24 protein-coding genes and 3 riboswitches are annotated in these 24,221 nt (G+C 39.1%); of the genes, 19 read left to right on the forward strand and 5 right to left on the reverse strand.

The window, feature by feature from the left end:
* Positions 1–4: 4 nt before the first annotated feature.
* A complete protein-coding gene (locus F4694_RS19860) occupies positions 5–622 on the reverse strand; it encodes an NUDIX hydrolase (protein ID WP_179601134.1) in 618 nt (205 codons plus the stop codon).
* Between the two features lie 276 nt (positions 623–898).
* On the opposite strand from F4694_RS19860, the gene F4694_RS19865 reads away from it, so the two are divergent.
* Complete coding sequence (locus tag F4694_RS19865; RefSeq protein WP_179601136.1) at positions 899–1,567, forward strand: nitroreductase family protein; 669 nt, start codon at positions 899–901, stop codon at positions 1,565–1,567.
* A gap of 99 nt (positions 1,568–1,666) precedes the next feature.
* On the opposite strand, the gene F4694_RS19870 is transcribed toward F4694_RS19865, so the two are convergent.
* The gene (locus F4694_RS19870) at positions 1,667–2,602 is read right to left on the reverse strand and encodes an FkbM family methyltransferase (protein WP_179601138.1); all 936 of its coding nucleotides are present in this window, start codon (positions 2,600–2,602) and stop codon (positions 1,667–1,669) included.
* 223 nt (positions 2,603–2,825) lie between these two features.
* Here F4694_RS19870 and F4694_RS19875 point away from each other — a divergent pair, with 223 nt between their 5' ends.
* From F4694_RS19875 to F4694_RS19955, 17 genes are all read left to right on the forward strand, one after another.
* Positions 2,826–5,132: an ABC transporter permease gene (locus tag F4694_RS19875; protein ID WP_179601140.1), complete on the forward strand. Its 2,307-nt coding sequence runs from the start codon at positions 2,826–2,828 to the stop codon at positions 5,130–5,132.
* Positions 5,133–5,136: 4 nt separating this feature from the next.
* Positions 5,137–5,895, forward strand: a complete 759-nt coding sequence (locus F4694_RS19880; protein ID WP_179601579.1) for an ABC transporter ATP-binding protein — start codon at positions 5,137–5,139, stop codon at positions 5,893–5,895.
* Positions 5,896–5,937: 42 nt separating this feature from the next.
* Positions 5,938–6,234: a YrdB family protein gene (locus tag F4694_RS19885; protein ID WP_257029319.1), complete on the forward strand. Its 297-nt coding sequence runs from the start codon at positions 5,938–5,940 to the stop codon at positions 6,232–6,234.
* A gap of 394 nt (positions 6,235–6,628) precedes the next feature.
* On the forward strand, positions 6,629–7,588 hold the full coding sequence (locus tag F4694_RS19890) for an SGNH/GDSL hydrolase family protein (protein ID WP_179601142.1): 960 nt from the start codon (positions 6,629–6,631) through the stop codon (positions 7,586–7,588).
* Positions 7,589–7,713: 125 nt separating this feature from the next.
* Positions 7,714–7,812, forward strand: a riboswitch (glycine riboswitch).
* Between the two features lie 3 nt (positions 7,813–7,815).
* A riboswitch (glycine riboswitch) is annotated at positions 7,816–7,872 on the forward strand.
* Between the two features lie 253 nt (positions 7,873–8,125).
* Positions 8,126–9,520 carry an amino acid permease gene (locus F4694_RS19895; protein ID WP_179601144.1) on the forward strand — a complete coding sequence of 465 codons (1,395 nt, stop codon included), beginning with the start codon at positions 8,126–8,128 and terminating at the stop codon, positions 9,518–9,520.
* Between the two features lie 186 nt (positions 9,521–9,706).
* Positions 9,707–9,804: riboswitch (glycine riboswitch) on the forward strand.
* Positions 9,805–9,909: 105 nt separating this feature from the next.
* Positions 9,910–11,160: a serine hydroxymethyltransferase gene (gene glyA, locus F4694_RS19900; RefSeq protein ID WP_179601146.1), complete on the forward strand. Its 1,251-nt coding sequence runs from the start codon at positions 9,910–9,912 to the stop codon at positions 11,158–11,160.
* Between the two features lie 15 nt (positions 11,161–11,175).
* A complete protein-coding gene (locus tag F4694_RS19905) occupies positions 11,176–11,691 on the forward strand; it encodes a serine dehydratase beta chain (protein ID WP_179601148.1) in 516 nt (171 codons plus the stop codon).
* Complete coding sequence (sdaAA, locus tag F4694_RS19910) at positions 11,688–12,569, forward strand: L-serine ammonia-lyase, iron-sulfur-dependent, subunit alpha (RefSeq protein WP_179601150.1); 882 nt, start codon at positions 11,688–11,690, stop codon at positions 12,567–12,569. Before F4694_RS19905 ends, sdaAA begins: the two co-directional genes overlap by 4 nt.
* Before the next feature lie 15 nt (positions 12,570–12,584).
* Entirely contained in the window at positions 12,585–13,697 is a 1,113-nt protein-coding gene (gene gcvT / locus F4694_RS19915) for a glycine cleavage system aminomethyltransferase GcvT (protein ID WP_179601152.1), read from the forward strand.
* 76 nt (positions 13,698–13,773) lie between these two features.
* Complete coding sequence (gene gcvH / locus F4694_RS19920) at positions 13,774–14,169, forward strand: glycine cleavage system protein GcvH (RefSeq protein WP_179601154.1); 396 nt, start codon at positions 13,774–13,776, stop codon at positions 14,167–14,169.
* A gap of 1 nt (position 14,170) precedes the next feature.
* Positions 14,171–15,523: an aminomethyl-transferring glycine dehydrogenase subunit GcvPA gene (gcvPA, locus tag F4694_RS19925; protein WP_179601156.1), complete on the forward strand. Its 1,353-nt coding sequence runs from the start codon at positions 14,171–14,173 to the stop codon at positions 15,521–15,523.
* Positions 15,516–17,000, forward strand: coding sequence for an aminomethyl-transferring glycine dehydrogenase subunit GcvPB (gcvPB, locus tag F4694_RS19930; protein ID WP_179601158.1), 1,485 nt, complete (start codon positions 15,516–15,518; stop codon positions 16,998–17,000). Before gcvPA ends, gcvPB begins: the two co-directional genes overlap by 8 nt.
* Positions 17,001–17,108: 108 nt before the next feature.
* Positions 17,109–17,996 carry a lipoyl synthase gene (gene lipA / locus F4694_RS19935; RefSeq protein WP_179601160.1) on the forward strand — a complete coding sequence of 296 codons (888 nt, stop codon included), beginning with the start codon at positions 17,109–17,111 and terminating at the stop codon, positions 17,994–17,996.
* A 28-nt stretch (positions 17,997–18,024) separates the two neighbouring features.
* Positions 18,025–18,330, forward strand: coding sequence for an iron-sulfur cluster biosynthesis family protein (locus F4694_RS19940; protein ID WP_179601162.1), 306 nt, complete (start codon positions 18,025–18,027; stop codon positions 18,328–18,330).
* A 99-nt stretch (positions 18,331–18,429) separates the two neighbouring features.
* Positions 18,430–19,830, forward strand: coding sequence for a dihydrolipoyl dehydrogenase (gene lpdA / locus F4694_RS19945; RefSeq protein ID WP_179601164.1), 1,401 nt, complete (start codon positions 18,430–18,432; stop codon positions 19,828–19,830).
* A 27-nt stretch (positions 19,831–19,857) separates the two neighbouring features.
* The gene (gene purU / locus F4694_RS19950) at positions 19,858–20,727 is read left to right on the forward strand and encodes a formyltetrahydrofolate deformylase (RefSeq protein ID WP_179601166.1); all 870 of its coding nucleotides are present in this window, start codon (positions 19,858–19,860) and stop codon (positions 20,725–20,727) included.
* A gap of 33 nt (positions 20,728–20,760) precedes the next feature.
* Entirely contained in the window at positions 20,761–20,928 is a 168-nt protein-coding gene (locus F4694_RS19955) for a hypothetical protein (protein ID WP_179601168.1), read from the forward strand.
* 84 nt (positions 20,929–21,012) lie between these two features.
* On the opposite strand, the gene F4694_RS19960 is transcribed toward F4694_RS19955, so the two are convergent.
* The gene (locus tag F4694_RS19960) at positions 21,013–22,041 is read right to left on the reverse strand and encodes a phosphotransferase (RefSeq protein ID WP_179601170.1); all 1,029 of its coding nucleotides are present in this window, start codon (positions 22,039–22,041) and stop codon (positions 21,013–21,015) included.
* A gap of 56 nt (positions 22,042–22,097) precedes the next feature.
* A complete protein-coding gene (locus F4694_RS19965; protein ID WP_179601172.1) occupies positions 22,098–22,874 on the reverse strand; it encodes an arylamine N-acetyltransferase family protein in 777 nt (258 codons plus the stop codon).
* A 199-nt stretch (positions 22,875–23,073) separates the two neighbouring features.
* On the opposite strand from F4694_RS19965, the gene F4694_RS19970 reads away from it, so the two are divergent.
* Complete coding sequence (locus tag F4694_RS19970) at positions 23,074–23,661, forward strand: nucleotidyltransferase family protein (RefSeq protein ID WP_179601174.1); 588 nt, start codon at positions 23,074–23,076, stop codon at positions 23,659–23,661.
* Positions 23,662–23,826: 165 nt separating this feature from the next.
* Here F4694_RS19970 and F4694_RS19975 read toward each other — a convergent pair whose 3' ends face one another.
* Positions 23,827–24,000: a hypothetical protein gene (locus F4694_RS19975; protein WP_179601176.1), complete on the reverse strand. Its 174-nt coding sequence runs from the start codon at positions 23,998–24,000 to the stop codon at positions 23,827–23,829.
* Positions 24,001–24,221 lie beyond the last annotated feature (221 nt).

Genomic DNA, 24,221 nt, shown 5'->3' on the forward strand with positions numbered 1-24,221 from the left:
TTAACTAATCAAAATAAACAGCTTGATCGGGATTTTTTAAGTATTTAAATGCCATTTCAATTTGTGATTTTGTATTCCGAGCCGTAGACAGAGGTGGCAGTTCGTTTTCAGCAAAGAACTTCACTTCACTTGTCTCAATTCCAAAAGCTGGCTGCCCGCCAATTATTTCACATTGTATAAATATTTTATAAACATGATAAGCAGACGGAGGGTGTGGGTGGCACTTTTTATCGGTTACCGCTATTACTCTGATCGGTTTCACAGTATATCCCGCTTCTTCTTTTACTTCCTTAACAGCGACCTCACCTGGGGTATGTCCAATGTCAGCCCAGCCGCCAGGTAATGCCCAATTCCCATCGCTATTTTCACGGACCATCAGAATTTTATCATCCTTAAAGACAACGGCCCTAATATCCACCTTAGGAGTTGGATAACCAGTTTCACTTGCAAATAAATCTTTGATTACTGGCCTGTCCATGTCTGTGTAATGCGCTAAAATGTCAACACTAATATTTCTTATTAATTCAAATCTCTCCAAGTCATAAACATCTTTTGAATACGTTAATCCCGCCTGCGCAATGGATTGAAGCTGTTTCGCCCAATCCAGCCAATTCGGTTCCAATATCAACACCACCAGCTTGTCTAATAATATTTGCTATTACCATATATATGAATCAAGCAAAAATTTGCTACTACTTTTTGAACTAAGTCTTCATTTAATGGTTTAAGTTGCTAATGCATTACTTTTGACAATTGCTTTAAATGTGAGTAAGGTAACCTAGTAAGGTACTAGGATTAGTGGAAGATGTATCTTTTTATTATTTTTTAATGAGATTTTCTTAAAATGTTCAAAGTATAGTTGAACGAAACGATCAAGATGTTACTAGGAGGAATTATAATGTCAAACTCTCAAACTATAGAAAAGATTGAACAGCAAATGTTTTTAGATGTTATTCGTGAACGTCGATCTGTTCGTGCATACGATCCAACCGTAAAGATTTCACGCGAAGAAATGACTGAAATACTTGAACTGGCAACGTTGGCTCCTTCGTCTTCGAACCTACAGCCATGGCGTTTTCTCGTCATTGATAAACCCGAGTTAAAGGAAAAGCTTTTGCCTATCGCGTTTAACCAACAGCAAGTAGTGGAAGCTTCTGCCGTTATTGCGGTACTTGGCGATGTGGAAAGCTACAAAAAAGCTGAAAAAATTTATGGACAGGCTGCTGATGCAGGTTTTATGCCAAGAGATACGGCTAAATCATTCATTGAACGAACAGTTGGCATGTACTCGAGCTTGCCTCCTGAAACGGCTCGCCAAATCGTATTTACAGATGGTGGACTAATATCGATGCAACTCATGCTTGTCGCACGATCCAAAGGGTACGACACTGTTCCAATGGGAGGATACGATAAAGCGAAGTTTGTTGAAGCGTTCGGAATTTCTGAACAGTTTGTGCCAGTCATGCTTATTGCTATTGGTAAAGCAACGAAACCAGGACATCCTACTACACGACTTCCTATTGAGGATGTAGCGTTCTTTAACGAAATGCCTTCAGATAAAGAATGATAGAATAAAAAGATTAGCATAAACCCCGTTCTTTCTTAGAACGGGGTTTTATATGTTTACCATTAACAACACCAGTCATAAGCTCTGTGCATATAAACATTAAGAAGCTGAAGTAAGCTTTATTAAATCTATATGCTTTTTTACATTCTTCACTAAAATTATATCTGTATGAACATATTTTGACCTGAAAAGTTTATGTAATTCGGAGAGAGTTAATTGACTTCCATTTACTAGCTCATTTTTGATATAAATGTATACTGAAAAATGTTGATGTAAAAACCGCAAAAAGTCATTTACATTCACTCCAGACTTTTCTATATACTCACTATTAAACTCAACAAAACCTAAAGCTGAAGCACTTTGCTGAATTAGTTCTGTCATTCCTTTTAAAACAAACGCTTCATAACCCTCGACATCAACTTTAAATAAAATATTTTTGTTCGTAAAATCTTTTTCGATTATTGAATCAATCGTTACTGAGCTAACGGTTGTTTGTTCAGTCATATCATGTGCAGGACGATAGGCTGCAGAAGATGTACCAGACCAATGTTTGTCTACATAAAACGTTTTTTCTTCTGCTTTATCAGCAGCAAAAACATTAAAGATTTTTATTTGCTCTTTATTTCGATGAACTTCTTTTGATTGATGAAGATACTTTAACAATTCTCGATTCGCTTCGATTCCAAATATTTGTGTATGGTTAGGATAATTTGTCGAGAAAATACATTCTCCATAGTTTACGCCAACATCAATTACCAAATCTGGTGAATATTCATTCACAGCTTTAATCCAAAAATTTGTCAAACGTTTCTGAGTCGTCCCATTGCTGATCAACAATGCTCTACCCCGATTTTCTTCTGAATTGACAAAAATCGTATTGGAGGAAGGCAGCACAATTTTATTTGGAATTTTACTAGTATTCAAGGTCTTGTATTTAAGAAATATCCCTAAATCAATTAAAAACTTCCATATCTTCGGATAATTTTCCCACATTTTTAAAATGAAAGTTTTTCCCCCAGAAGCTCTCGTGTTCATCGTTTTCCCCCCTGTATATGTAAATAACTACATTAAAAGAATTTTCTTTAATATTTAAAAATTCCTTCACAGTTCAGAAAGATTAACAATAAATTTACATTTATATGTTAGCCTTATCGTAAGTCAACCTGAAGTCTTAGATGAAATTAAAGCGAAGGACTGTTAAATGAAAACCCGATTATTTGTATAGTTATAATTAAGAACTTGAAAAGAGAGGTGACGTATGTATTTTAGAATAATTCGCAATGATATTTTAAGGAGCAAAGTGATAACTCTGACAACAATGATATTTGTCTCTGCCGCAGCAATGCTTGTTTCGCTCGCAGCGATACTCATAATCAATCTTTCAGGCGCGCTAGATACTCTTATGACACAGGCAAAAACTCCGCATTTTATGCAAATGCATTCCGGTGAAATTGATACTGCTCGACTTAAATCCTTTGCAGAACAACATAAAAACGTCGAAGAATATCAGGTAGTTGAGTTTCTAGGCATGGACGGCTCGGAGATTATTTTAGGAGATCATTCACTATCGAATAGTGTTCAGGATAACGGTTTTAGCGTACAAAACGAAAAATTCGATTATCTTCTGGATCTAAACGGGAACATCATCAACGTATCTGACGGCGAGCTTTATGTTCCAGTAACCTATATGAAGGAAAAGACCACATCCATCGGTGAAAAAGCCATAATTAACGGGAAGGAATTTACCGTTGCTGGATTTCTCCGTGATTCGACTATGAATTCCTCGTTATCTGCTTCAAAAAGATTTCTTGTAAGCAGCAATGATTTCGCTGAAATAAAAGACCTTGGAAGTATCGAGTATCTCATTGAGTTTAGACTAAAAGATTTTTCAGAGATAGGCGAATTTGAAACAGCTTATGCCTCCGCAGGACTTGAAGCAAACGGACCAAGTGTTACCTATACACTTTTCAAAACAATGAATGCCATTTCAGACGGAATGATGATTGCTGTGATCCTTCTTGTAAGCGCACTTGTCGTTACGATTGCATTTATGTGCATACGCTTTACGCTCCTTGCGAAAATCGAAGATGACTACCGTGAAATTGGTGTTATGAAAGCAATAGGGCTTCGTATTTCCGACATAAAGAAGATTTACCTTGCGAAATACGCTAGCTTAGCAGCGGCAGGTAGTATTCTTGGGTTTATTTTTTCGCTTATGTTCCAAGGCATGCTACTTGAAAATATACGGCTTTATATGGGCGAGGACGAAAATACTTCACTTGCTGTGAGTGTAGGACTTATTGGCATCCTGCTGGTATTTATTTCTATTGTTGCATTTGTCAACGTTGTTTTGAATCGCTTTCGGAAAATATCCGCTGCACAAGCAATACGCTTCGGTTCTTCTCAGGAAATGAAACCCGGTGCTAAGCATTTTTCCTTAAGTAATAACAACTTATTTACCACTAATATTTTTCTGGGGATTAAGGATGTTCTTGCAAGAAAAAAACTTTACGCCACAAGCTTGGTGGTCCTGATCATTTCTGCATTTATCATGATTGTTCCCCAAAACCTCTATAACACGATTTCCTCAAAAAGCTTCATTCAATATATGGGGATTGGAGATTACGATTTACGAATTCAAACTAGTAGCTCTGCCAAAACCGATGATATTGTGACATTGATAGACAGCGACAGTGATATATCAAGGTATGCTGTTCTAACAACTAAGACTTTCAAACTAAAAACGAGTAACGAGTCAGAGGAAAATATAAAAGTTGAACTCGGCGATCATTCTGCATTTCCGATAGAGTATTCTGAGGGTAGTGCACCTTCCCGTGATAATGAAATCGCACTGTCGACGATAAACGCCGATGAGTTGAACAAAAAGGTCGGTGATGTCATTACGATGGTGATTGAAGGGAAGGAGAAAGATCTAACCGTATCTGGAATTTACTCTGACGTTACGAACGGCGGCAAAACTGCAAAGGCTGTATTTATCGACAATTCGGCAAAGGCCATGTGGACCATCGTCTGTGTTGAACTTTATAATAAATCCCTTGTTGAAAGCAAGGTTTCAGGATTTTCGAACAAATTTGATTTTGCAAAGACTTCAGACATAGATGAATTTGTTTCTCAGACACTAGGTTCGACAATAAGTTCTATCGAAATGGCTTCCTACGCTTCTATTGTCGTTGCTCTGGTTATTACAGTGCTAGTTACACTATTGTTCATGAAAATGCTTGTTGCAAAGGACAGATATTCCATTGTCATAATGAAGGCCATCGGTTTTACAATTTCGGATATAAGAGCGCAGTATTTTTCTCGTTCGGTTTTCGTACTGATTGTCGGAATTTTTCTCGGTACGCTTCTCGCTAACACTCTTGGAGAGGTACTTGCAGGCGTGCTTATTTCTTCGTTTGGAGCGTCATCGTTTAATTTTAATGTTAATCCAATTACAGCGTATTTGCTTAGTCCGTTGATGATGATATTTGCAGTACTTATCTCCACGATGATCGGCACATCGGGTACGGGAAAAATAAAAATATCCGAAAATATAAAGGGGTAAGATGATGAAGAAAATGATTATCGGTAAAAATATTGTAAAATCATACGGCAATGGTGATGAACAGCGCAATGTTCTTGATGGAGTATCTGTTGAAATAAACGAGGGTGAGTTTGTTTCAGTAATGGGCCCTTCGGGGTCGGGAAAATCGACACTAATGTTTTCGCTGAGCGGAATGGACGGAATAGACAGGGGGAAGATTGTTTTTGAGGGCATGGATATATCGGCGGTCGGGGATAATGAACTTTCAAATATACGTAGAACAAAAATGGGGTTTGTTTTTCAACAGCCGACTATGTTAAAAAATCTAAATATCCTTGACAACATCATTCTTCCGTCAATGCGCGGCAATAGGAAGAACACCGCAAAAATTACCGAGAAGGCAAGAGCGCTTATGAAAAGGGTAGGAATTGCAGGTCTTGAAAAGCGCGACATTATACAGGTTTCAGGAGGTCAGCTTCAGCGTGCGGGAATATGCCGCGCACTTATGAACAACCCGAAAATCATCTTCGGCGACGAGCCTACAGGCGCGCTTAACTCAAAATCAGCGCACGAGATTATGGACATATTTTCCGAAATCAACGCAAACGGTACTGCATGTATGCTTGTAACTCACGACGCAAAGATTGCGGCGCGGACGGAGCGTATTATGTTTATGCGTGACGGAAAAATCGTGAGTGAGCTGAAACTTCCGAAGTTTGATGGAAAAGATATTGATGGCAGAGTGGAAACTGTAACAGTGAAAATGAGAGATATAGGAATATGATTTATATGAAGTATTTTGATAGAAGGCATTGGGGGGAGCTTTATGATGATACTACAATATTTAAATTTAGCTGTTAGGTTCCTATTAGAATTATGTGCTTTAGCAGCAGTTGGATATTGGGGGTTTCGAACTGGGAATGGAATGATAAAGTGGGTGTTAGGAATTGGGACTCCTATTTTCCTGGCAATGATATGGGGAGTATTCGGATCACCGAAAGCAATGATTGTGGTTCCAACGCCATTGCATATTTTCATAGAAATCATTGTGTTTGGGATACCTGCAATTGCATTATACGCTGCAGGGAAATCCCAGCTTGCTTGGATTTATGGAATATTGTAGTGATAAATCGGCTGCTGATGTTTCTATGGAAACAATGAGCATATGTTCCGCATGATTGAGTTTCTCACGGTCTTGGATGAGGAGTTATATACTGCCAGAAGTATTACAAGGTCTCTGATTTAGCCGTTGGTGAATGTTTACATTCATAAAACAGTTGGTTTGTTTAATTCATAATTTTATAGATTGAGTAAAAGAATCCGGGTTACAACCATCGTAACCGGATTCTTTTTTTGTGGGTAGTCAATGGTTCAAAGGAAGCATGAAACCCGTCCCATTGATTTCTAATATTTGTTGTCTTTTTGTATGGTGCCAAGCATGATAAAATGAATAACTATATTACAAAGAGGGTATTATTTAGATTAAGATTTTACAATAGTAATAGGTGTGATAAATTATGAGGAGAAAAAAAGCATCAGTGATGAATTTTTTTGGTATTTTGTTATTTGTGGGAGTCGTTTTATATTTACTTTTGCCTAAGAGTGATCCAGTAAAGATTGAAAGAGTGAAGGCTATTACTTCCTTTAATCAAGACCAACCAGAAATAACTGAAGCCACAGTAACTGAAGATGCTACAGCTGATAAAGAAATACAAGCTGAACAGGAAGAAGAAACGGATAAACCTATAACGGAAGATATTAAAACTAAGGTCAGGGAAGTAGTGGAAATTGCCTTTGATTTTTTCAAAAATGATCAAAAGATTGTGGCAATCGGGGACTCTCTAACCGAAGGTGTTGGTGATGAAACAAAGAGTGGTGGTTATGTTGGAATCCTTAACCACACGTTTGAAGGCAATAACTTAAATATCTCCGTTGAAAACTTTGGTAAAAAAGGAAACCGGACAGATCAATTACTGAAAAGACTGGAAAAAGAAGACGTTGCTTCCACTATTAAAGAGGCTGATGTGGTTTTAATCACAATTGGTGCCAATGACATTATGAATGTATTAAAAACCAACTTTATGAATGTTACGATGGAACCCTTTCAAGAGGAAAGGGTGAAATATATAGAGCGATTAGAGGCCATCTTTAGTAAAATCAATGAACTGAATCCAGATACTCAAATTTATTTAATTGGTTTTTACAATCCATTTGAACGGCATTTTGGTGAAATAAAAGAACTGGGCATGATTATTGACAGTTGGAATGAGGCTGGAAAATCCCTTGCAGAAAAATATGATCATGTAAGGTATATTCCAACAAAAGACTTATTCAGTAATACTAACTTGGACTTATTGGCAGAAGATGAATTTCATCCAAACACAACTGGTTACAAACTAATGGCCCAGCGAGTTTTAGAATACTTGGAAGAACCCAATAAAGAAACTGAGATTAACTCAGTAGAAGTTCCATCATAGTCAAAAAGAAGCAGAGGTTTCTAGGTGGTTTGTTACTGTGAATTTATAATAGTGTTTAAATTCAGAAAATTAGTTTGACATCTTGATATTGATAGACTAGTATATATTTAAATTCATATTAGCGGATGAATATTGTGGGAGAGACTAAACGCATTGTTTAGCACCGAAGGAGCAAGTCCCAAAAATGGGCTCAATCTCTCAGGTAAAAGGACCACAATAGGACGCGTCTCTGGAGAGCGCCATGTGCCACCAAAGGAGTTAAACTCTCAGGTAAAAGGACAGAGGAAAATAGGGAAACGCCTATTTTTCTCTGTCCTTTTTTGTGGAGAAAAATAGAGAAAAACAGAAAAAGGAGGGTGCTAAAAGAGAAAATTTCTAGTTGGGGAGTCCATTTTTTTCAGTTTCCAATTGGGTTGATCTGGTTAACGATTTACTTTTTAAAAATGTAAGCGCTTATTTCTGCAGGTTTGACTAATGGTAAATTAAACTTTGATAGGGATATAACCTATCCTGGAAAAGAAGAAAGAGGGGATTCATTTGCAGGAACAAAAATTATCGCGAGGACTAAAAAACAGGCACGTTCAACTCATCGCTATTGGCGGGGCTATTGGAACAGGATTATTTCTAGGAGCAGGAAAATCTATTCATTTAACAGGTCCATCGATTTTATTTGCGTACTTGATTACAGGTGCCATTTGCTTTTTAATCATGCGCGCACTTGGAGAATTGCTTTTATCCAACTTAAAATATCATTCTTTTGTGGACTTTGTTAGAGACTATTTGGGGAATATGGCGGCCTTTATTACGGGCTGGACCTACTGGTTTTGCTGGATTTCAATCGCAATGGCCGATTTAACAGCAGTGGGTCTCTATACCCAATTTTGGTTTCCTGATGTACCACAGTGGATGCCTGGGTTAATTGCACTAGTCGTTTTGCTTCTTATGAATCTTGCAACCGTAAAGCTTTTTGGCGAAATGGAATTCTGGTTCGCATTAATTAAAGTAATTGCGATTCTTGCGCTAATTGTTATCGGAATATTCATGATTATTAAAGGCTTCTCAACAAATTCCGGTGCATCCAGTTTTACCAATCTTTGGAGCCACGGCGGAATGTTCCCAAATGGCATAAATGGTTTTATTCTGTCATTCCAAATGGTAGTGTTTGCGTTTGTTGGCATTGAACTTGTAGGACTTACTGCAGGTGAAACAGAAAACCCCGAGAAAGTAATTCCTAAAGCAATAAATAATATCCCTATAAGAGTATTGATTTTCTACATTGGCGCCCTCATTGTCATCATGAGTATTTATCCGTGGAATGCGATTGATCCTGCGAAAAGTCCATTTGTCCAAGTCTTTGTGGCGGTTGGAATTGCAGCAGCAGCTGGTATCGTCAATTTTGTCGTCCTAACCTCAGCAGCGTCGGCCTGTAACAGCGCAATCTTCAGTACAAGCCGGATGGTATACTCTCTTGCAAAAGATAAAAATGCACCTGTACCATTAGCAAAACTTGATTCTCGTAAAGTACCTTCCAATGCATTGTTCTTCTCCACTGTTGTCATTCTAATTGCCGTAATATTGAACTATGTTATGCCAGAAGGAGTATTTACGCTGATTACAAGTATTTCTACAGTATGTTTCATCTTTATTTGGGGAATTACTGTCATCAGCCATTTAAAATACAGAAAAACCAGACCGGATCTAGCGAAAGTGAACAAATTTAAATTGCCGCTTTATCCATTTTCCAATTACTTAATTCTTGTTTTCCTTGCGTTCGTGCTTGTTGTACTTGGGCTTGCCGAAGATACTCGTATCGCCTTGTTTGTAACACCTGTTTGGTTTATCATGCTGATAGCGATTTATAAAATGGTGATCACGAAGGTGGATTATGCAGAACAGGAGAATCAACAAAATTTAGCAGAAATTAAGCGATAACTAAAAAAATAATGTTTACGCTTTCAAAAAAAGCTTGACGTAGATTCCTGTTACTATTATTCTGAAAATAATAAAAATTAATAAGCGGAAGATGGTTGTGGGAGAGTGCAAGTTTACACGCCACCGAAGGAGCAAGTTCCAAAAAGACCCTTGGAATTAATCTCTCAGGTAGATGGAACCACAATTGGACGCAACTCTGGAGAGCGCATATAAATGATATGCCACCAAAGGGGAAGGTTCTTAATCGAACTTAAACTCTCAGGTAAAAGGACAGAGAAGGGTAGAAGAAAGCCTAGTGCTACCCTTTTCTGTCCTTTTTTGCGTGCAAAAAAGTAGGTTTTTAACTACAGATAGAGGTAGTCATTACAACAATCAAGGGGGAAACGGGAATGAGTTTACAACAAAATGATTCCACTATTTTTGCAGCAATCCAGAAAGAGCAGCAACGTCAGCATCAAACATTGGAACTGATCGCATCTGAAAACTTCGTAAGCCAAGATGTTTTAGAAGCAATGGGTAGTGTGTTGACGAACAAATATGCAGAAGGCTATCCAGGAAAGCGTTACTACGGAGGCTGTGAATTTGTCGATGTGGCAGAACAAGTTGCCATTGACCGCCTAACTCAACTGTTTGGTGCTAAATATGCCAATGTCCAGCCTCACTCAGGTGCCCAGGCAAACTTCGCTGTATTTTTCGCTCTCCTTCAACCCGGTGATAAAGTGATGGGGATGAACCTCTCACATGGCGGGCACTTAACGCACGGAAGTCCTGTAAGTGTTTCAGGAAAATGGTTTGAAGTAGTGTCCTATGGTGTCAGAGAAGATACTCAATTGATTGATTACGATGAACTGGAAGCAATTGCGAAAAAAGAAAAACCGAAATTGATCATTGCAGGTACCAGTGCTTACCCTAGAACGATTGATTTTGCACGGTTTAGACAAATTGCGGATCAAGTTGGCGCGAAGTTTATGGTAGATATGGCGCATATCGCAGGACTAGTTGCAGCTGGTCTTCACCCATCACCAGTTCCTTATGCAGATGTTGTAACGAGCACTACGCATAAGACGCTCCGAGGACCGCGTGGCGGCATTATTTTAACAAATGATGAAGAGATGATAAAAGCCCTTAATAAATCCGTGTTTCCAGGAATTCAAGGCGGTCCGCTGATGCATATTATTGCAGCTAAGGCAGTTGCATTCAGCGAAGCATTGCAGCCAAGCTTTAAGGATTATGCGAAACAAGTCATTGAAAATGCTGCAGCATTAGGAGAAACATTAAAAAAACATGGCGCAGCCCTTGTTTCCGGCGGAACCGATAATCATATTGTCCTTTTAGATTTACGTCCATGGAATTTAACTGGAAAAGTAGCAGAAAAATTATTAGAAGAAGCCGGTATTACGGTCAATAAAAATACGATTCCTTATGATCCTGAAAAGCCTTTTGTTACAAGTGGTATCCGCATGGGAACTGCGGCTTTAACGACACGTGGTATGAAGCAGGATGAAATGGTGAAAATCGGGGAAGTAATCGCAGCTGTTCTGAAAAGTAAAGGCGACGAAGCAGTTCTTGAGAAAGCAAAAGAAACTACCAAAGCAATCTGTAGTGGCTATCCGTTATTTCAACAGGCAATCACAGTTTAAGAAGGGAGCATGAGGATGGAATTTCAGAGTTGTTTTGACATTATTGGTCCTATTATGGTGGGACCGTCGAGTTCACATACAGCAGGAGTCGTATCCATCGGGAAATTTATTTATGAACTGGTAGGAGATTATCCGCAAGAGGTCAATATTGTATTTTATGATTCCTTTGCTGAAACCTACCAAGGACATGGAACAGATAAAGCACTTCTTGGCGGATTGCTTGGGATGGATACCGATGATACACGCATTAAACACTCATTGGAGTGGGCAAAAGAGGTTGGGATGGAGTACAAATTCGAATTTGCTGAAAGCTGTGAGTACTATGATCATCCAAATACAACTATGGTAACAGTGAAACACGACGATCGTCTTGTAAAGGTAGGCGGTGCGTCACTTGGCGGCGGCTTATCCAAGATTTTTATGATTAACGAGAAGATGGTAGATATTCGTTTAAATGCAGGCGATGACTTTACGGTCCTTGCTCGTTCTTATCAACCAAGAGGGAAAGTACTGATGGAGGCAATAGGATGAAGATACAGTCGATGAAAGAGCTGATTGAGGTTTGTGAAAGAGAACAAAAAACCATTGGTGAAATCATGCTGATGATGGAAATAGAAAAATCAGGACGAGACAAAGAAACCATTATTAGCATGATGGAAGAGCGCTTGATCAAAATGAAAGAAGCCGTTGATAGCGGTATAAAAGATGCTTCAACCGCACCAAGTGGAATTTCTGGCGGTGATGCCGTGAAAATGGTTGATTACGTACAGCAAGGGAAATCTCTGTCTGGAAATTATGTCAGCAATGCAATGAGCTTTTCATTGGCAACTTCTGAAAACAATGCACGGATGGGGGTTATTGTTGCCACTCCAACTGCTGGAGCTGCCGGCATATTGCCTGGTGTATTGTTTTCGCTTCATAAAAATGATGGCACCCCCTATAAAAATTTAGTCATGGGCTTATTCACAGCAAGCATGCTCGGGTTTGTCATTGCAAATCGTTCATTCATCTCTGGGGCAGCGGGGGGCTGTCAAGCAGAGGTAGGATCTGCAACAGCTATGGCAGCTGGAACCATTGTAGAGTTAAAAGGCGGCACGCCACAGCAGGCTGTGAATGCGACTGCCATTGCCATGAAGTCACTCTTAGGATTAGTTTGTGATCCAGTCGCAGGTCTTGTTGAAGTGCCTTGCATTAAGCGTAATGTAATCGGAACCTCCATCGCTTTTTCAGCGGCTGATATGTCGCTGGCTGGGATTGAAAGCCGCATACCATGTGATGAAGTGATTGAAGCAATGTATCGAATCGGAAAAGATATGCCTCGGACACTTCGGGAAACAGCGCTTGGAGGTCTAGCAACGACAGAAACAGGTAAACAGGTGAAGGAACGACTATTTTGTAAGAAATCTTAAGGAGGAGATATCTCAATGGGTATGGCAACAGCATTAAAGCAAACGCCACTTTTTGAAGTTTATGGAAAGTTTGGTGCGAAGGTGATAGATTTTGGAGGCTGGGCACTGCCAGTTCAGTTTTCTAGCATTTTAGATGAGCACGAGGCAGTCCGAACAAAAGCAGGACTTTTTGATGTCTCTCATATGGGTGAAGTACTTGTTGTAGGAAAAGATGCAGAGCGTTACATCAACTACCTATGCACGAACGATGTGACAAAGCTTGTCATCAATCAAGCACAATATACTGCAATGTGCTATCCAGACGGCGGAACGGTTGATGATTTATTAGTGTACAAATTAGACAATGAAAAATATTTACTAGTGATTAATGCGGCAAACATTGAGAAGGATTTCGAATGGATGCAGCAGCATGCAAAAGGAGAGATGGCGCTCCAAAATATTTCGAATGAGGTTGCGCAGATTGCCATCCAGGGTCCCAATGCTGAAGGTGTTTTACAAAAGTTAACAGAAACCGATTTATCGAAAATTGGCTCTTTTAGATTTGTTCAACATGTCAACCTTGACGGGATTACTGATGTGCTCGTATCTCGCACTGGTTATACAGGGGAAGATGGTTTTGAGCTTTATTTATCTGCTTCTCAAGCGGAAGCACTCTGGGTAAAGCTTTTAGAAGTTGGAAATGATGATGGCTTAAAGCCATGCGGTCTAGGTGCACGTGACACCCTACGTTTAGAAGCACGTCTTGCCCTCTATGGTCAAGAGTTATTGCCTGATATAAGTCCTCTTGAAGCGGGAATCGGCTTTGCAGTAAAAACGAACAAAGTGAATGATTTTATCGGTAAATACGCACTATTAGCACAAAAAGAAGCCGGATTAAAGCGAAAATTAGTAGGAATTGAAGTAACAGGCAGGGGAATCCCTCGTCATGGGTATAAAGTAGTTTCGGAAGATGGAGAGGCTATTGGTGTAGTAACATCTGGAACCCAATCACCATCATTAAAGAAAAGTATTGGTCTTGCACTTATTGCAGCTGAACATACTGAAGTGGGAACACCATTGAAAGTGGAAATCCGTAATAAGTTGATTGAAGCGGTTGTGGTTAAAACACCTTTCTATAAAAAGGGATAATAGAGTCATAGAGTGTTAGTTTGCATGAGCAGATAGGCATTACGAAAGTAAATAAAAATTGGAAGGAAGAGAAATAATGACGAAAGCAACAGCAACTTTACTATATAGCAAAGAACATGAGTGGGTATTACAATTAGACGGAAATCGAGTACGCGTTGGAATTTCTGATTTTGCACAAAAGCAATTAGGAGATATTGTCTTCGTTGAAACCCCAGAATTGGATGATGAAGTAACAGCAAATGAATCAATGGGAACCATCGAATCAGTTAAAGCAGTTTCAGATCTATATTCTCCTGTATCAGGAACGGTTGTACTGGTAAACGAAGAGTTAGGAGATGCACCTGAGACGATTAATGAACATCCATATGAAGCAGGATGGTTAGTAGAAGTGGAAATGTCGAATCCAGATGAATTGGAATCACTTTTAAATGAAGAGGCATACCAAGCATATATTAATGAAGGAGAGGAATAAAATGACTTCTACTTATCGCTACCTCCCTGATACGAAACAAGATCAAGAGGAAATGCTATCTTTTTTAAATATTTCTTCGATAGATGAGTTATTTGAAGATATTCCAGAAGAAATCCAGCTGAAATCAGAGCTAAATATCCCAGCGGCTGTCCCTGAATCACTTCTTTCGAAAAAAATGAATCAGCTTGCTTCTAAAAATAAAAATGCGAATCATTACCCGACGTTTCTTGGTGCGGGAACCTATGATCACTACATACCAAGTGTGGTCAATCATATGATATCACGTTCCGAATTTTACACAGCATACACACCATACCAACCGGAAATCAGCCAAGGTGAATTACAAGCGATTTTTGAATTTCAAACGATGGTTTGTGAGCTTACAGGAATGGATGTAGCTAATTCTTCCATGTATGACGGCTTTACTTCACTTGCAGAAGCTGCATCACTTGCTGTAGCGTCGACACGACGTTCCAAAGTTCTTGTGTCGAAGGGAGTTCATCCTGAATCACGTGCCATCCTAAATACGGTAGCAGATGGCCAAGGTTATAATGTTGAGGACGTCAATCTTATTGATGATGAAACAAGTCTAGTGCAGCTTCAAGGACAAATTGATAAAAACACAGCTGCGGTTATTGTACAATACCCAAACTTTTTCGGTTCCATCGAGGATTTAACAGAAATTAAGAATATCGCTGATTCAAAAGGAGCGCTTTTCATTGTAAGCGCCAATCCATTGGCACTAGCACTCTTGCAATCTCCCGGTAAACTTGGAGCAGATATTGTGATCGGGGATATGCAGCCATTAGGAGTCCCGATGTCCTTCGGCGGCCCGCACTGCGGTTATTTTTCAGTAAGTAAGAAATTTATGCGAAAAATCCCTGGACGAATTGTAGGGCAAACGCGTGACGAAAAAGGACAACGTGGATTTGTATTAACCCTGCAAGCACGTGAGCAGCACATTCGCCGAGATAAAGCATCGTCTAATATTTGTTCAAACCAAGCATTAAATGCACTTGCTTCTGCGGTTTGTATGAGTGCACTTGGAAAGCAAGGAATTCGTCAAATGGCGCAGCTAAACGTTGAAAAAGCAGATTACATGGCAAAATCGTTAGATAAAAAAGGCTTTACTATTATGAATAAAGCTCCATTCTTTAATGAATTTGTTGTCAAGCTTCCTCGTCCAGTAAAGGAAGTCAATTCAAAACTTCTTGAAGCTGGTATCATCGGCGGGTTTGATTTAGGAAATGATTACGGCTTAGAAGATCAAATGCTTATTGCAGTAACAGAGCAGCGGACAAAAGAAGAGATTGACCAATTTATCGAGGTATTGGAGGCAGCTGTAAATGGTTGAATATAATGATCTAATTTTTGAAATTAGTCGTGAGGGACGTGTTGGTTCAAGTCTTCCAGAGAGTGATGTTGATTATGTTGATCTCAATGATAAACTACCGAAGCATTTGATTCGTGATCTGCCGGCAGAACTCCCAGAAGTATCAGAGTTACAGCTTGTTCGACATTACACCGCGCTTTCGAATAAGAACCATGGGATTGATAATGGTTTCTATCCACTTGGTTCTTGTACGATGAAGTATAATCCGAAAATAAACGAGGACGTAGCACGTTTGGAAGGGTTTAGCCGCATTCATCCCTACCAGCCAACTGAAACGGTCCAAGGCGCATTAGAAGTTTTATATGAATTACAGGAAGAATTAGCTGTCATTACAGGAATGGATGCCGTGACGTTACAGCCTTCAGCAGGTGCTCAAGGAGAATGGACCGGGTTAATGATGGTCAAAGCCTATCATAAGCAAAAAGGTGAGGTAAGAACCAAAGTCCTTGTTCCAGACTCCGCACATGGAACAAACCCTGCAAGTGCAACGGTTGCTGGCTTTGATACGATAACGATTCCATCCAATGAGCATGGGCTAGTCGATTTAGAAGAATTAAAGAAACATGTCGATGAAAATACAGCAGCATTAATGCTGACAAACCCAAATACTCTCGGTCTATTTGAAAAAGAAATAGTAGAGATTGCTAAGGTTGTTCATGAAGCAGGCGGCTTACTATACTATGATGGAGCCAATGCGAATGCCATCTTAGGGAAAACAACTCCTGGCCAAATGGGATTTGACATCGTGCATTTAAATCTTCATAAAACCTTTACAACACCTCATGGCGGGGGCGGCCCAGGTGCAGGCCCAGTCGGTGTGAAAGAGAAATTGATTCCGTTCTTACCAGTACCTCGTGTTGAGAAAGTAAATGAAGTATATGTACTAGACTCTAACCAGCCACTTTCTATTGGCCGTGTAAAAGGATACTATGGAAACTTTGGTATTCTATTGCGAGCGTATACCTATATTCGAACTATGGGGGCAGAGGGTTTACGTCAAGTATCGGAAAGTGCAGTACTTCATGCCAATTATCTGCGCAAAAAACTAGAACCATATTTTGAAGCACCGTATTCGCAAATTTGTAAGCATGAATTTGTGTTATCTGGATCAAGACAGAAAAAGCTTGGTGTCAGAACACTAGATATGGCCAAACGCCTGCTGGATTTTGGCTACCATCCACCTACCATCTACTTCCCGCTAAATGTAGAGGAATGTTTGATGATTGAACCAACAGAAACAGAGACAAAAGAAACACTGGATGCTTTTGCGGATGTCATGATTCAAATTGCAAAAGAAGTGGAAGAAAATCCAGGAGTCGTATTAGACGCACCACATACGACAGTAATTGGCCGGTTAGATGAAGTACAGGCTGCTAGACAACCAATCTTGCGCTATACAAAAGAAAAAGTAGTAAATAAAGAAACTGTAATGTCATAACTGAATGTTTAAACATGAACCATCAAGAATGAATAGATGTTCTTACTATATCATTCTTGGTGGTTCAAAATAGCCTAAGCTTCATGACAGTTCATAGGAGTGGTAAATATGTCAATCGATTATGTTCGCAAACCAGAATGGCTAAAAATAAAATTAAATACAAATGAAGAGTATACGGGCCTAAAAAAAATGATGCGTGAAAAAAAGCTTCATACAGTCTGTGAAGAAGCGAAATGTCCTAACATCCATGAGTGCTGGGCTGTACGTAAAACGGCAACCTTTATGATTTTAGGAAGTATATGCACCCGAGCCTGCCGTTTCTGTGCGGTTCAAACTGGGCTGCCGACAGAGCTTGATTGGGATGAGCCAGAACGTGTAGCGGAATCAGTAGAACAAATGGGACTAAAGCATGTCGTCATTACCGCAGTTGCTCGTGATGATTTAAAAGATGGCGGGGCAGGAGTATTTGCCGAAACCCTACGGGCAGTAAGACGACGCAATCCATTTTGCAGTATTGAAGTCCTCCCGTCCGATATGAAGGGTGAATATGACAACTTAAAAACATTAATGGATGCCGGGCCAGACATTTTAAATCACAATATTGAGACAGTGAAACGTTTGTCACCAAAAATTCGTGCACGTGCCACATACGAACGTTCCCTTGAATTTTTAAGACGTGCAAAACAAATGAATGCTGCGATTCCAACAAAATCAAGCATTATGATTGGTCTAGGAGAAACAAAGGAAGAAATTATCGAAACGATGGATGATCTTCGTGCAAACCATGTAGATATTATGACAATCGGTCAATATTTGCAGCCAACCAAACATCATTTAAAAGTCCAAAAATATTGGAGTCCACAAGAGTTTGAAGAACTAAAGATCATTGCCATGTCAAAAGGCTTTAGCCACTGTGAAGCAGGTCCGCTCGTTCGCTCCTCTTATCATGCTGATGCACAGGTCAATGCAGCAAAAGCGAATGTGTCATCCATGTAAAATAGCGAATAAGGAGGAGTGAGTTCCTATGTTGATAAAAATGACAGAATCGGCGATGAATAAGCTAAAGGAAATGGTTGTCAATGGAGAGCGGACTCCCCGGATTGACGCTGAAGTCGCTGGCGGCTGCGGTGTGACTGTTAAGTTTTCCATTGTATTTGATGAACCACGACGAAACGATTTTATCATTGAGATGGATGGGATTCAGATTCAACTGGATCGTTTTACAAAACGTTATTTAGATGAAGTAACACATATTGATTATAATGACGAAAACGGTTTTCTAGTTGGAGAAAGCTTCTCCTCTAGTGCATGTGCAATTGAAATAGATTAATAGTTTTGCAGTCTATGAATTTATGTAGCCCCTGTTGGGACTAATAATCTAAGTTTTCCTAAGATATAAATACATATTTTGATAGAAGGGGATACGAACATGACAAAAGAATATGATGTTGTAATTATCGGCGGTGGAACAGGCGGATACGTGGCTGCTATTCGCGCTTCACAATTAGGATTAAAAGCGGCGGTTATTGAAAAAGGAAAAATTGGCGGAACATGTCTTCATGCTGGTTGTATCCCTAGCAAGGCTTTACTAAGAAGCGCAGAAGTGTACGCCCAAACTAAAAAAGTAGAAAAGTACGGTGTCATTGCACCAGAAGTTAGACTTGATTTTTCAAAAGTACAGGCACGAAAAGAAGAAATTACGGAACAGCTTTTTAAAGGTGTCCACTATTTGATGAAAAAAGGAAAGATCGATGTTTATGAGGGGAAAGGCAGTATCTTGCAGTCAAAAGATGTTTTAGTGGAATTGAACAATGATGAAGATGAAATCATTTTAAGCCCACGGAATATTTTGATTGCAACAGGCTCTCGCCCAAGAACACTTCCAGGACTAGAAGTAGATGAAAGCTATGTGATGACATCGGACGAAGCCTTGAAAATAGAGACACTTCCAACTTCTATTATCATTGTTGGAGGCGGTGTGATTGGAATCGAATGGGCATCCATGCTCGTGGACTTCGGATTACAAGTAACCGTACTTGAATATGCTGATCGTATCTTACCGACTGAGGATCAAGATGTATCAAAAGAAATCCAGCGTTTAATGAAGAAAAAAGGCGTAAAAATTGTTACTAGTGCAAAGGTGCTGCCTGAGACTTTAGAAAAAGGTGACGGTGTTTCGATTAAGGCGGAACATAAAGGAAAAGAAACGTCATTTTCTGCTGATAAACTTTTAGTATCCGTTGGACGATTACCGAATACAGAAGGCCTTGGGCTGGAAAATACCACTATAGATTTCAATCGTGAGTTTATTAAAACAAATGAATTTTATCAAACCAATGAACCAAACATTTACGCGATTGGTGATGTGATAGGCGGCTTGCAGCTTGCGCATGTAGCCTCACATGAAGGAATGATTGCGATTGAACATATGGCTGGGGAAAACCCTGGACCACTTGATTCGACTCTTGTTTCAAAATGTGTATACAGCAGCCCAGAAGTAGCGAGTGTTGGGCTAACAGAAGAGGAAGCAAAGGGAAAAGGGTATCAAGTAAAAACTGGTAAGTTTTCATTCCGTGCCATTGGAAAGGCTTTGGTTTTTGGTGAATCAGATGGTTTTGTTAAATTGGTTGTTGAAGAAGGATCTAATAGACTGTTAGGAGCTCATATGGTAGGTCCGCATGTAACGGATATGATTACGGAAGTGGGTCTCGCTCGTGTATTAAACGCAACCGCCATGGATATTGCTCATACGATTCATCCCCACCCGACCTTGGCTGAAGCAATTGGTGAAGCGGCCCTTGCCGTAGATGGAAAGGCAATTCATGCCTAAATCAAAACCGAAGAATGGAGGATAGCAATGAACACAAAAGTAAAGCCGAACCGTGCAAAATTATTAATCTCTTGTCCAGAAAAGCCAGGGATTATCTCGACTGTAACGAATTTTTTATTAGAACACAAAGCCAATATTGTACATTTTGATCAACATACAACAGATCCTCAAGCAGGTATATTTTTTATGCGGATTGAGTTTGATTTAGAAGAATATGATTCTACTTATAAAAAAATTGAAAATGATCTCGATGAGCTGGCGCGGGATTATGCGTTGGATTGGCAGTTGAGCAGTAATGAAAGAAGGAAGCGAATGGCCATCTTTGTTTCCAAAGCGGACCACTGTCTCACTGAGCTTATTTGGCGGTGGAAATCGAATGAAATTCCTGTGGATATCCCAATGGTAGTCAGCAATCATCCTGATTTAAAAGAGATGGTTGAGGGGTATGGCATCCCTTTTTATCATATCCCGCTGTCACAAGATTCGAAAGAAGAGGCCGAACAGAAAGCCTTAGAATTGTTAAAAGGAAAAGTGGATTTTATTGTTTTGGCCAGGTATATGCAGATTCTTTCTCCTAAATTCATTTCCCATTATCCAAAACAAATCATTAACATTCATCACTCTTTTTTACCTGCTTTTGTTGGAGCAAACCCTTATGTAAGAGCGTTTAACCGCGGGGTCAAGTTAATAGGAGCCACCGCACATTATGTAACGAATGATCTTGATGAAGGACCGATAATCGAGCAAGATGTCCAGCGTATTAATCACCGCTATACAGCAGCGGATTTAAAGACCGCGGGACGTCATGTAGAAAAGAGAGTTCTCGCCGAAGCCGTTTCCTGGCATGTTGAAGATAAAGTACTAGTTCATGGTAATAAAACGATTGTATTTGCATGAGTTGCTGATCATTGTTCATAGGAGATGGTACTAATGGCAGGAGATGAACATGTACTGGACTGGATTCATATCGTTTTAGCTATTCTTTGGATATGGATATTTCTTAAAAATAAACGAAAGCGCAGATTAAACTACATACATTTCATGCTGCTGCTTTTTGCCGTGGGATTATTGTTTCAATCAATATTGAAGTGGACATAGGGTTTCATGTGGACGGTTCTAATGGTTTAGCTTAAACAAAAATGTTGATCGATAGAACCGTCCACATAGTTTTCAGGTTTTTAACTACTTTACATCTAACATATTATCAGTACATAAGGTGATCAGCTTGTTTTTATTATCCATAATCCAATTACATCGTATCGCACACTTTTGAATATATTCCTTAACAATGTCAAGGGAGCTGACCTGATCCAAATAACGACCAAAAAAATGAATGAATACGTCGAGACTCCTCAGTTGGATGAGGGTGGGAACAGCTTCAATTTCAGCTTCTGTTAATTTTAGTGATTGCCCATAACCGGAAAGAAATGAATGAATATTTGCCCAAGTAGTGGTTGCTTCTTCGCTAGGTTGGATGAAGTCTGATAAGCAAACAGCCAGTTCCATCACCCGTAAATCGTTTGTAACAAATTCAAAATCAAGAACAGCTGTCACAATATCATCTTGATTGACGAGAATGTTGGACGCGTTCATATCGCCGTGGACAAGCTGATGTGGCAATTGTCTTATAGCTGGAACTTGCTCAATGAAAGAATTCAGCTGTTCATGTATAACTAATAAATCTGTTCTCAGTTCCGAAAATTCCTTCGGAGGATTTTTGCAAAAGCTTAGGACATCCTGTAATGAACAACGAGGATGAGTACTTTCAATCTCATAATACGGTCTGTAGGCCGGACGCTGCTGAATATGTACCTGTGCGAGCGAAGCTGACAATAGTGCAGCAGTTCTCCCAAATGAATGAATCTTAGCTGCTACATCCAGAGCAGGGTTTACACCATCCAAGTACCGAAATAAACCGGCAATCTTTCCATCCCCTGTTCGAACAAACGTTTTTCCATTCGTTGTTTGGATGGGCTTGGATATAGAAAAAGGTAGAGGCATTTCTGCTAAAGCAACTAAAATAGCATGTTCATACTTCACCTTATCTACATCCTGATGGGTTTCGTAAACGCGGAGTACATATTGTTCATGATCAACAAGAACAAATCGGGTCGTATTGTTTACACCACTTTGACCAACCCTTGTTACCCAACTGCTTGCGGGGAAGTATTGTACCAGTATTTCATCAATGTATTTATTGTTATGTACCATTATAATCGTAATCCTTTGCTATTTTTGTAGAACTCAAGACTCCATGGGGAAGGTGCTTAAAGGTTAAAATAGTCTTTTCTTATTTCATTAAATCGTTTTTCATCGATGTTTTCCTTATTCAATGTACGATCGACCCATTGTGTAAACGAAGTGTCAGTTAAGGTTATGTTTCCTTTATCTGTTATCTTTGTGATTAAAGGTTTCTTATTAAATGCAGATTCAGGATGTTCCACGATAATTCTTTGAACTTCATTTAATTCAGATATATTTTGAATCGACTCTTTAGAATTAAAAGCGTAACCTATTTTCCAATCCTCGTCATTGCGATTTAATTTCATGTACAAAATATTATCCCCATGTTCACTGTCTGTTCGTTCCACTCTAAATTCTCCATTACTAGAGGAAACAGTCTCTCCGCTTAACGGAATAGGTTTTAATGGTAAATTCCCTCCGAAACCAGTATCAACAAGATAGATCTGCCCATTATGAGTAATTAGATTGAGCACATGAGTATTCCCAGTCCCACTCCATTGTTGACTCATATGATTATAAGTGACTCCGCGGACTAGGGAGGGGCTAATCCCATTTTCAGTCAAGAAAAGGTAAAGAATTGTATTAAGTTCGTAACAAAGCCCGCCCTCGTTTTGTTGAAGTAATTTACTCGTTAAATTTTCTATTGTAATTTCCTTCGTTCTTTTTTCGATAATACATAGGTTCTCAAAAGGAATGGTCTTTGCAGTTTTTTCAAGTACTGTATTTAAATAGTCAAACGTGATTTTTTTTTCTTGAGCGATACCTACTCTATCACGAAATAATTCGTTTACGTTGTTCATTCCACGTCCTCCTTGGTACTACCTATGTTCAATGATAGCAAAAAGTTCCCAGTAACCCAAATACGAAATAATCTTAGGCAGACTAATAGTGTTAATGATAAAATTATGGAAAACTCCAGAGGGACAGTTTCTCTTAGCTTGATGAAACAAAAGGTAGATCCACTGGAACCGTCCCCATGGCCATAGTGAGGTGAGAATAATGGAAGCAATCGTCTTAGCTGCTGGATATTCCAGTCGAGCGAATGCATTTAAAATGATGTTGCCCCTTGGGCAAAAGACTGTGTTGGAGTATACGATTTCTAAATTTGAAGGAGTATGCAGCAGAGTCATCGTCGTAGCTGGGTTTCATGCTCAGTTTATCAAAGAGGAAATCGAAAAAATCAATAATAAAAATAGTTATTCATTTCAGTTAAAGTTTGTTTACAATGAAAACTTTAACCAAGGAATGTTCAGTTCCATCCAAAAGGGATGCAACGAAGTAAATGTCCCAACCTTCTTTATAACACCCGGAGATTGTCCGCTTGTTAAAAGGGAGACAATTCAGCTGCTAGCGGACCACAAAGGGGATGTTGTGATTCCTAGCTTTCATTATAAAGGTGGTCATCCTATTAAATTATCAAGATTAGTAAAACAAAAAATTCTCGAAACCGATCCGGAAAGTAATTTGCGTATGGTGCTTAATGGTTTCAATAGGGAATACATCAGTGTAGATGACCAGGGGATAATCATGGATGTAGATACTCAGGAAGATTACCAACAAGCCATTGATTATTATAAGAAAACGTAAGTTTCACGATATATTCGCGTTTTATCAATTATTATTTAAAAATATAAATATAAAGGAGAACACATTTCCGTAACCAGCGAATGTGTTCTCCTTTATTTATCTTCTCTTAATCTTAAAAAGATCATATGTGTAGGATTATTCCTTTCAATCTATTTTAAACTAAGGTTAATCCGTATATCTAACTCCTTTTAAAATCATATTTACCTTTAATTTAGTATCTTCGACAATAGTTTTTCGAAGTGCCTTTGCTTTTTTGAAGGCTTCCGTCATTCCTGATGCTATGATCTTTATTTCTTTGTTACCCACCGGTTCTTCAAGAAGAAATATATATTCTTTCATGCTGTTTCACCTCTCAAGTTGTAATTTTAATATAATTATAAACGATTTTGAAAGCGATTACCACATTATTTTGTGAACGTTTTCACTTTTATGCCCAGGGAAACGTTAAATCAAAATTCTTTGTCAAGATCCCTTACACAGTTAAGTAATGTTCCCCGACTTTAAAATATAATGAAAAGAACGAATTTCTTCGATGAAATTTATCATAAAACATCATTCTG

It is taken from the genome of Neobacillus driksii (assembly GCF_013409995.1).
Taxonomy (GTDB): Bacteria; Bacillota; Bacilli; order Bacillales; family Cytobacillaceae; genus Neobacillus; species Neobacillus driksii.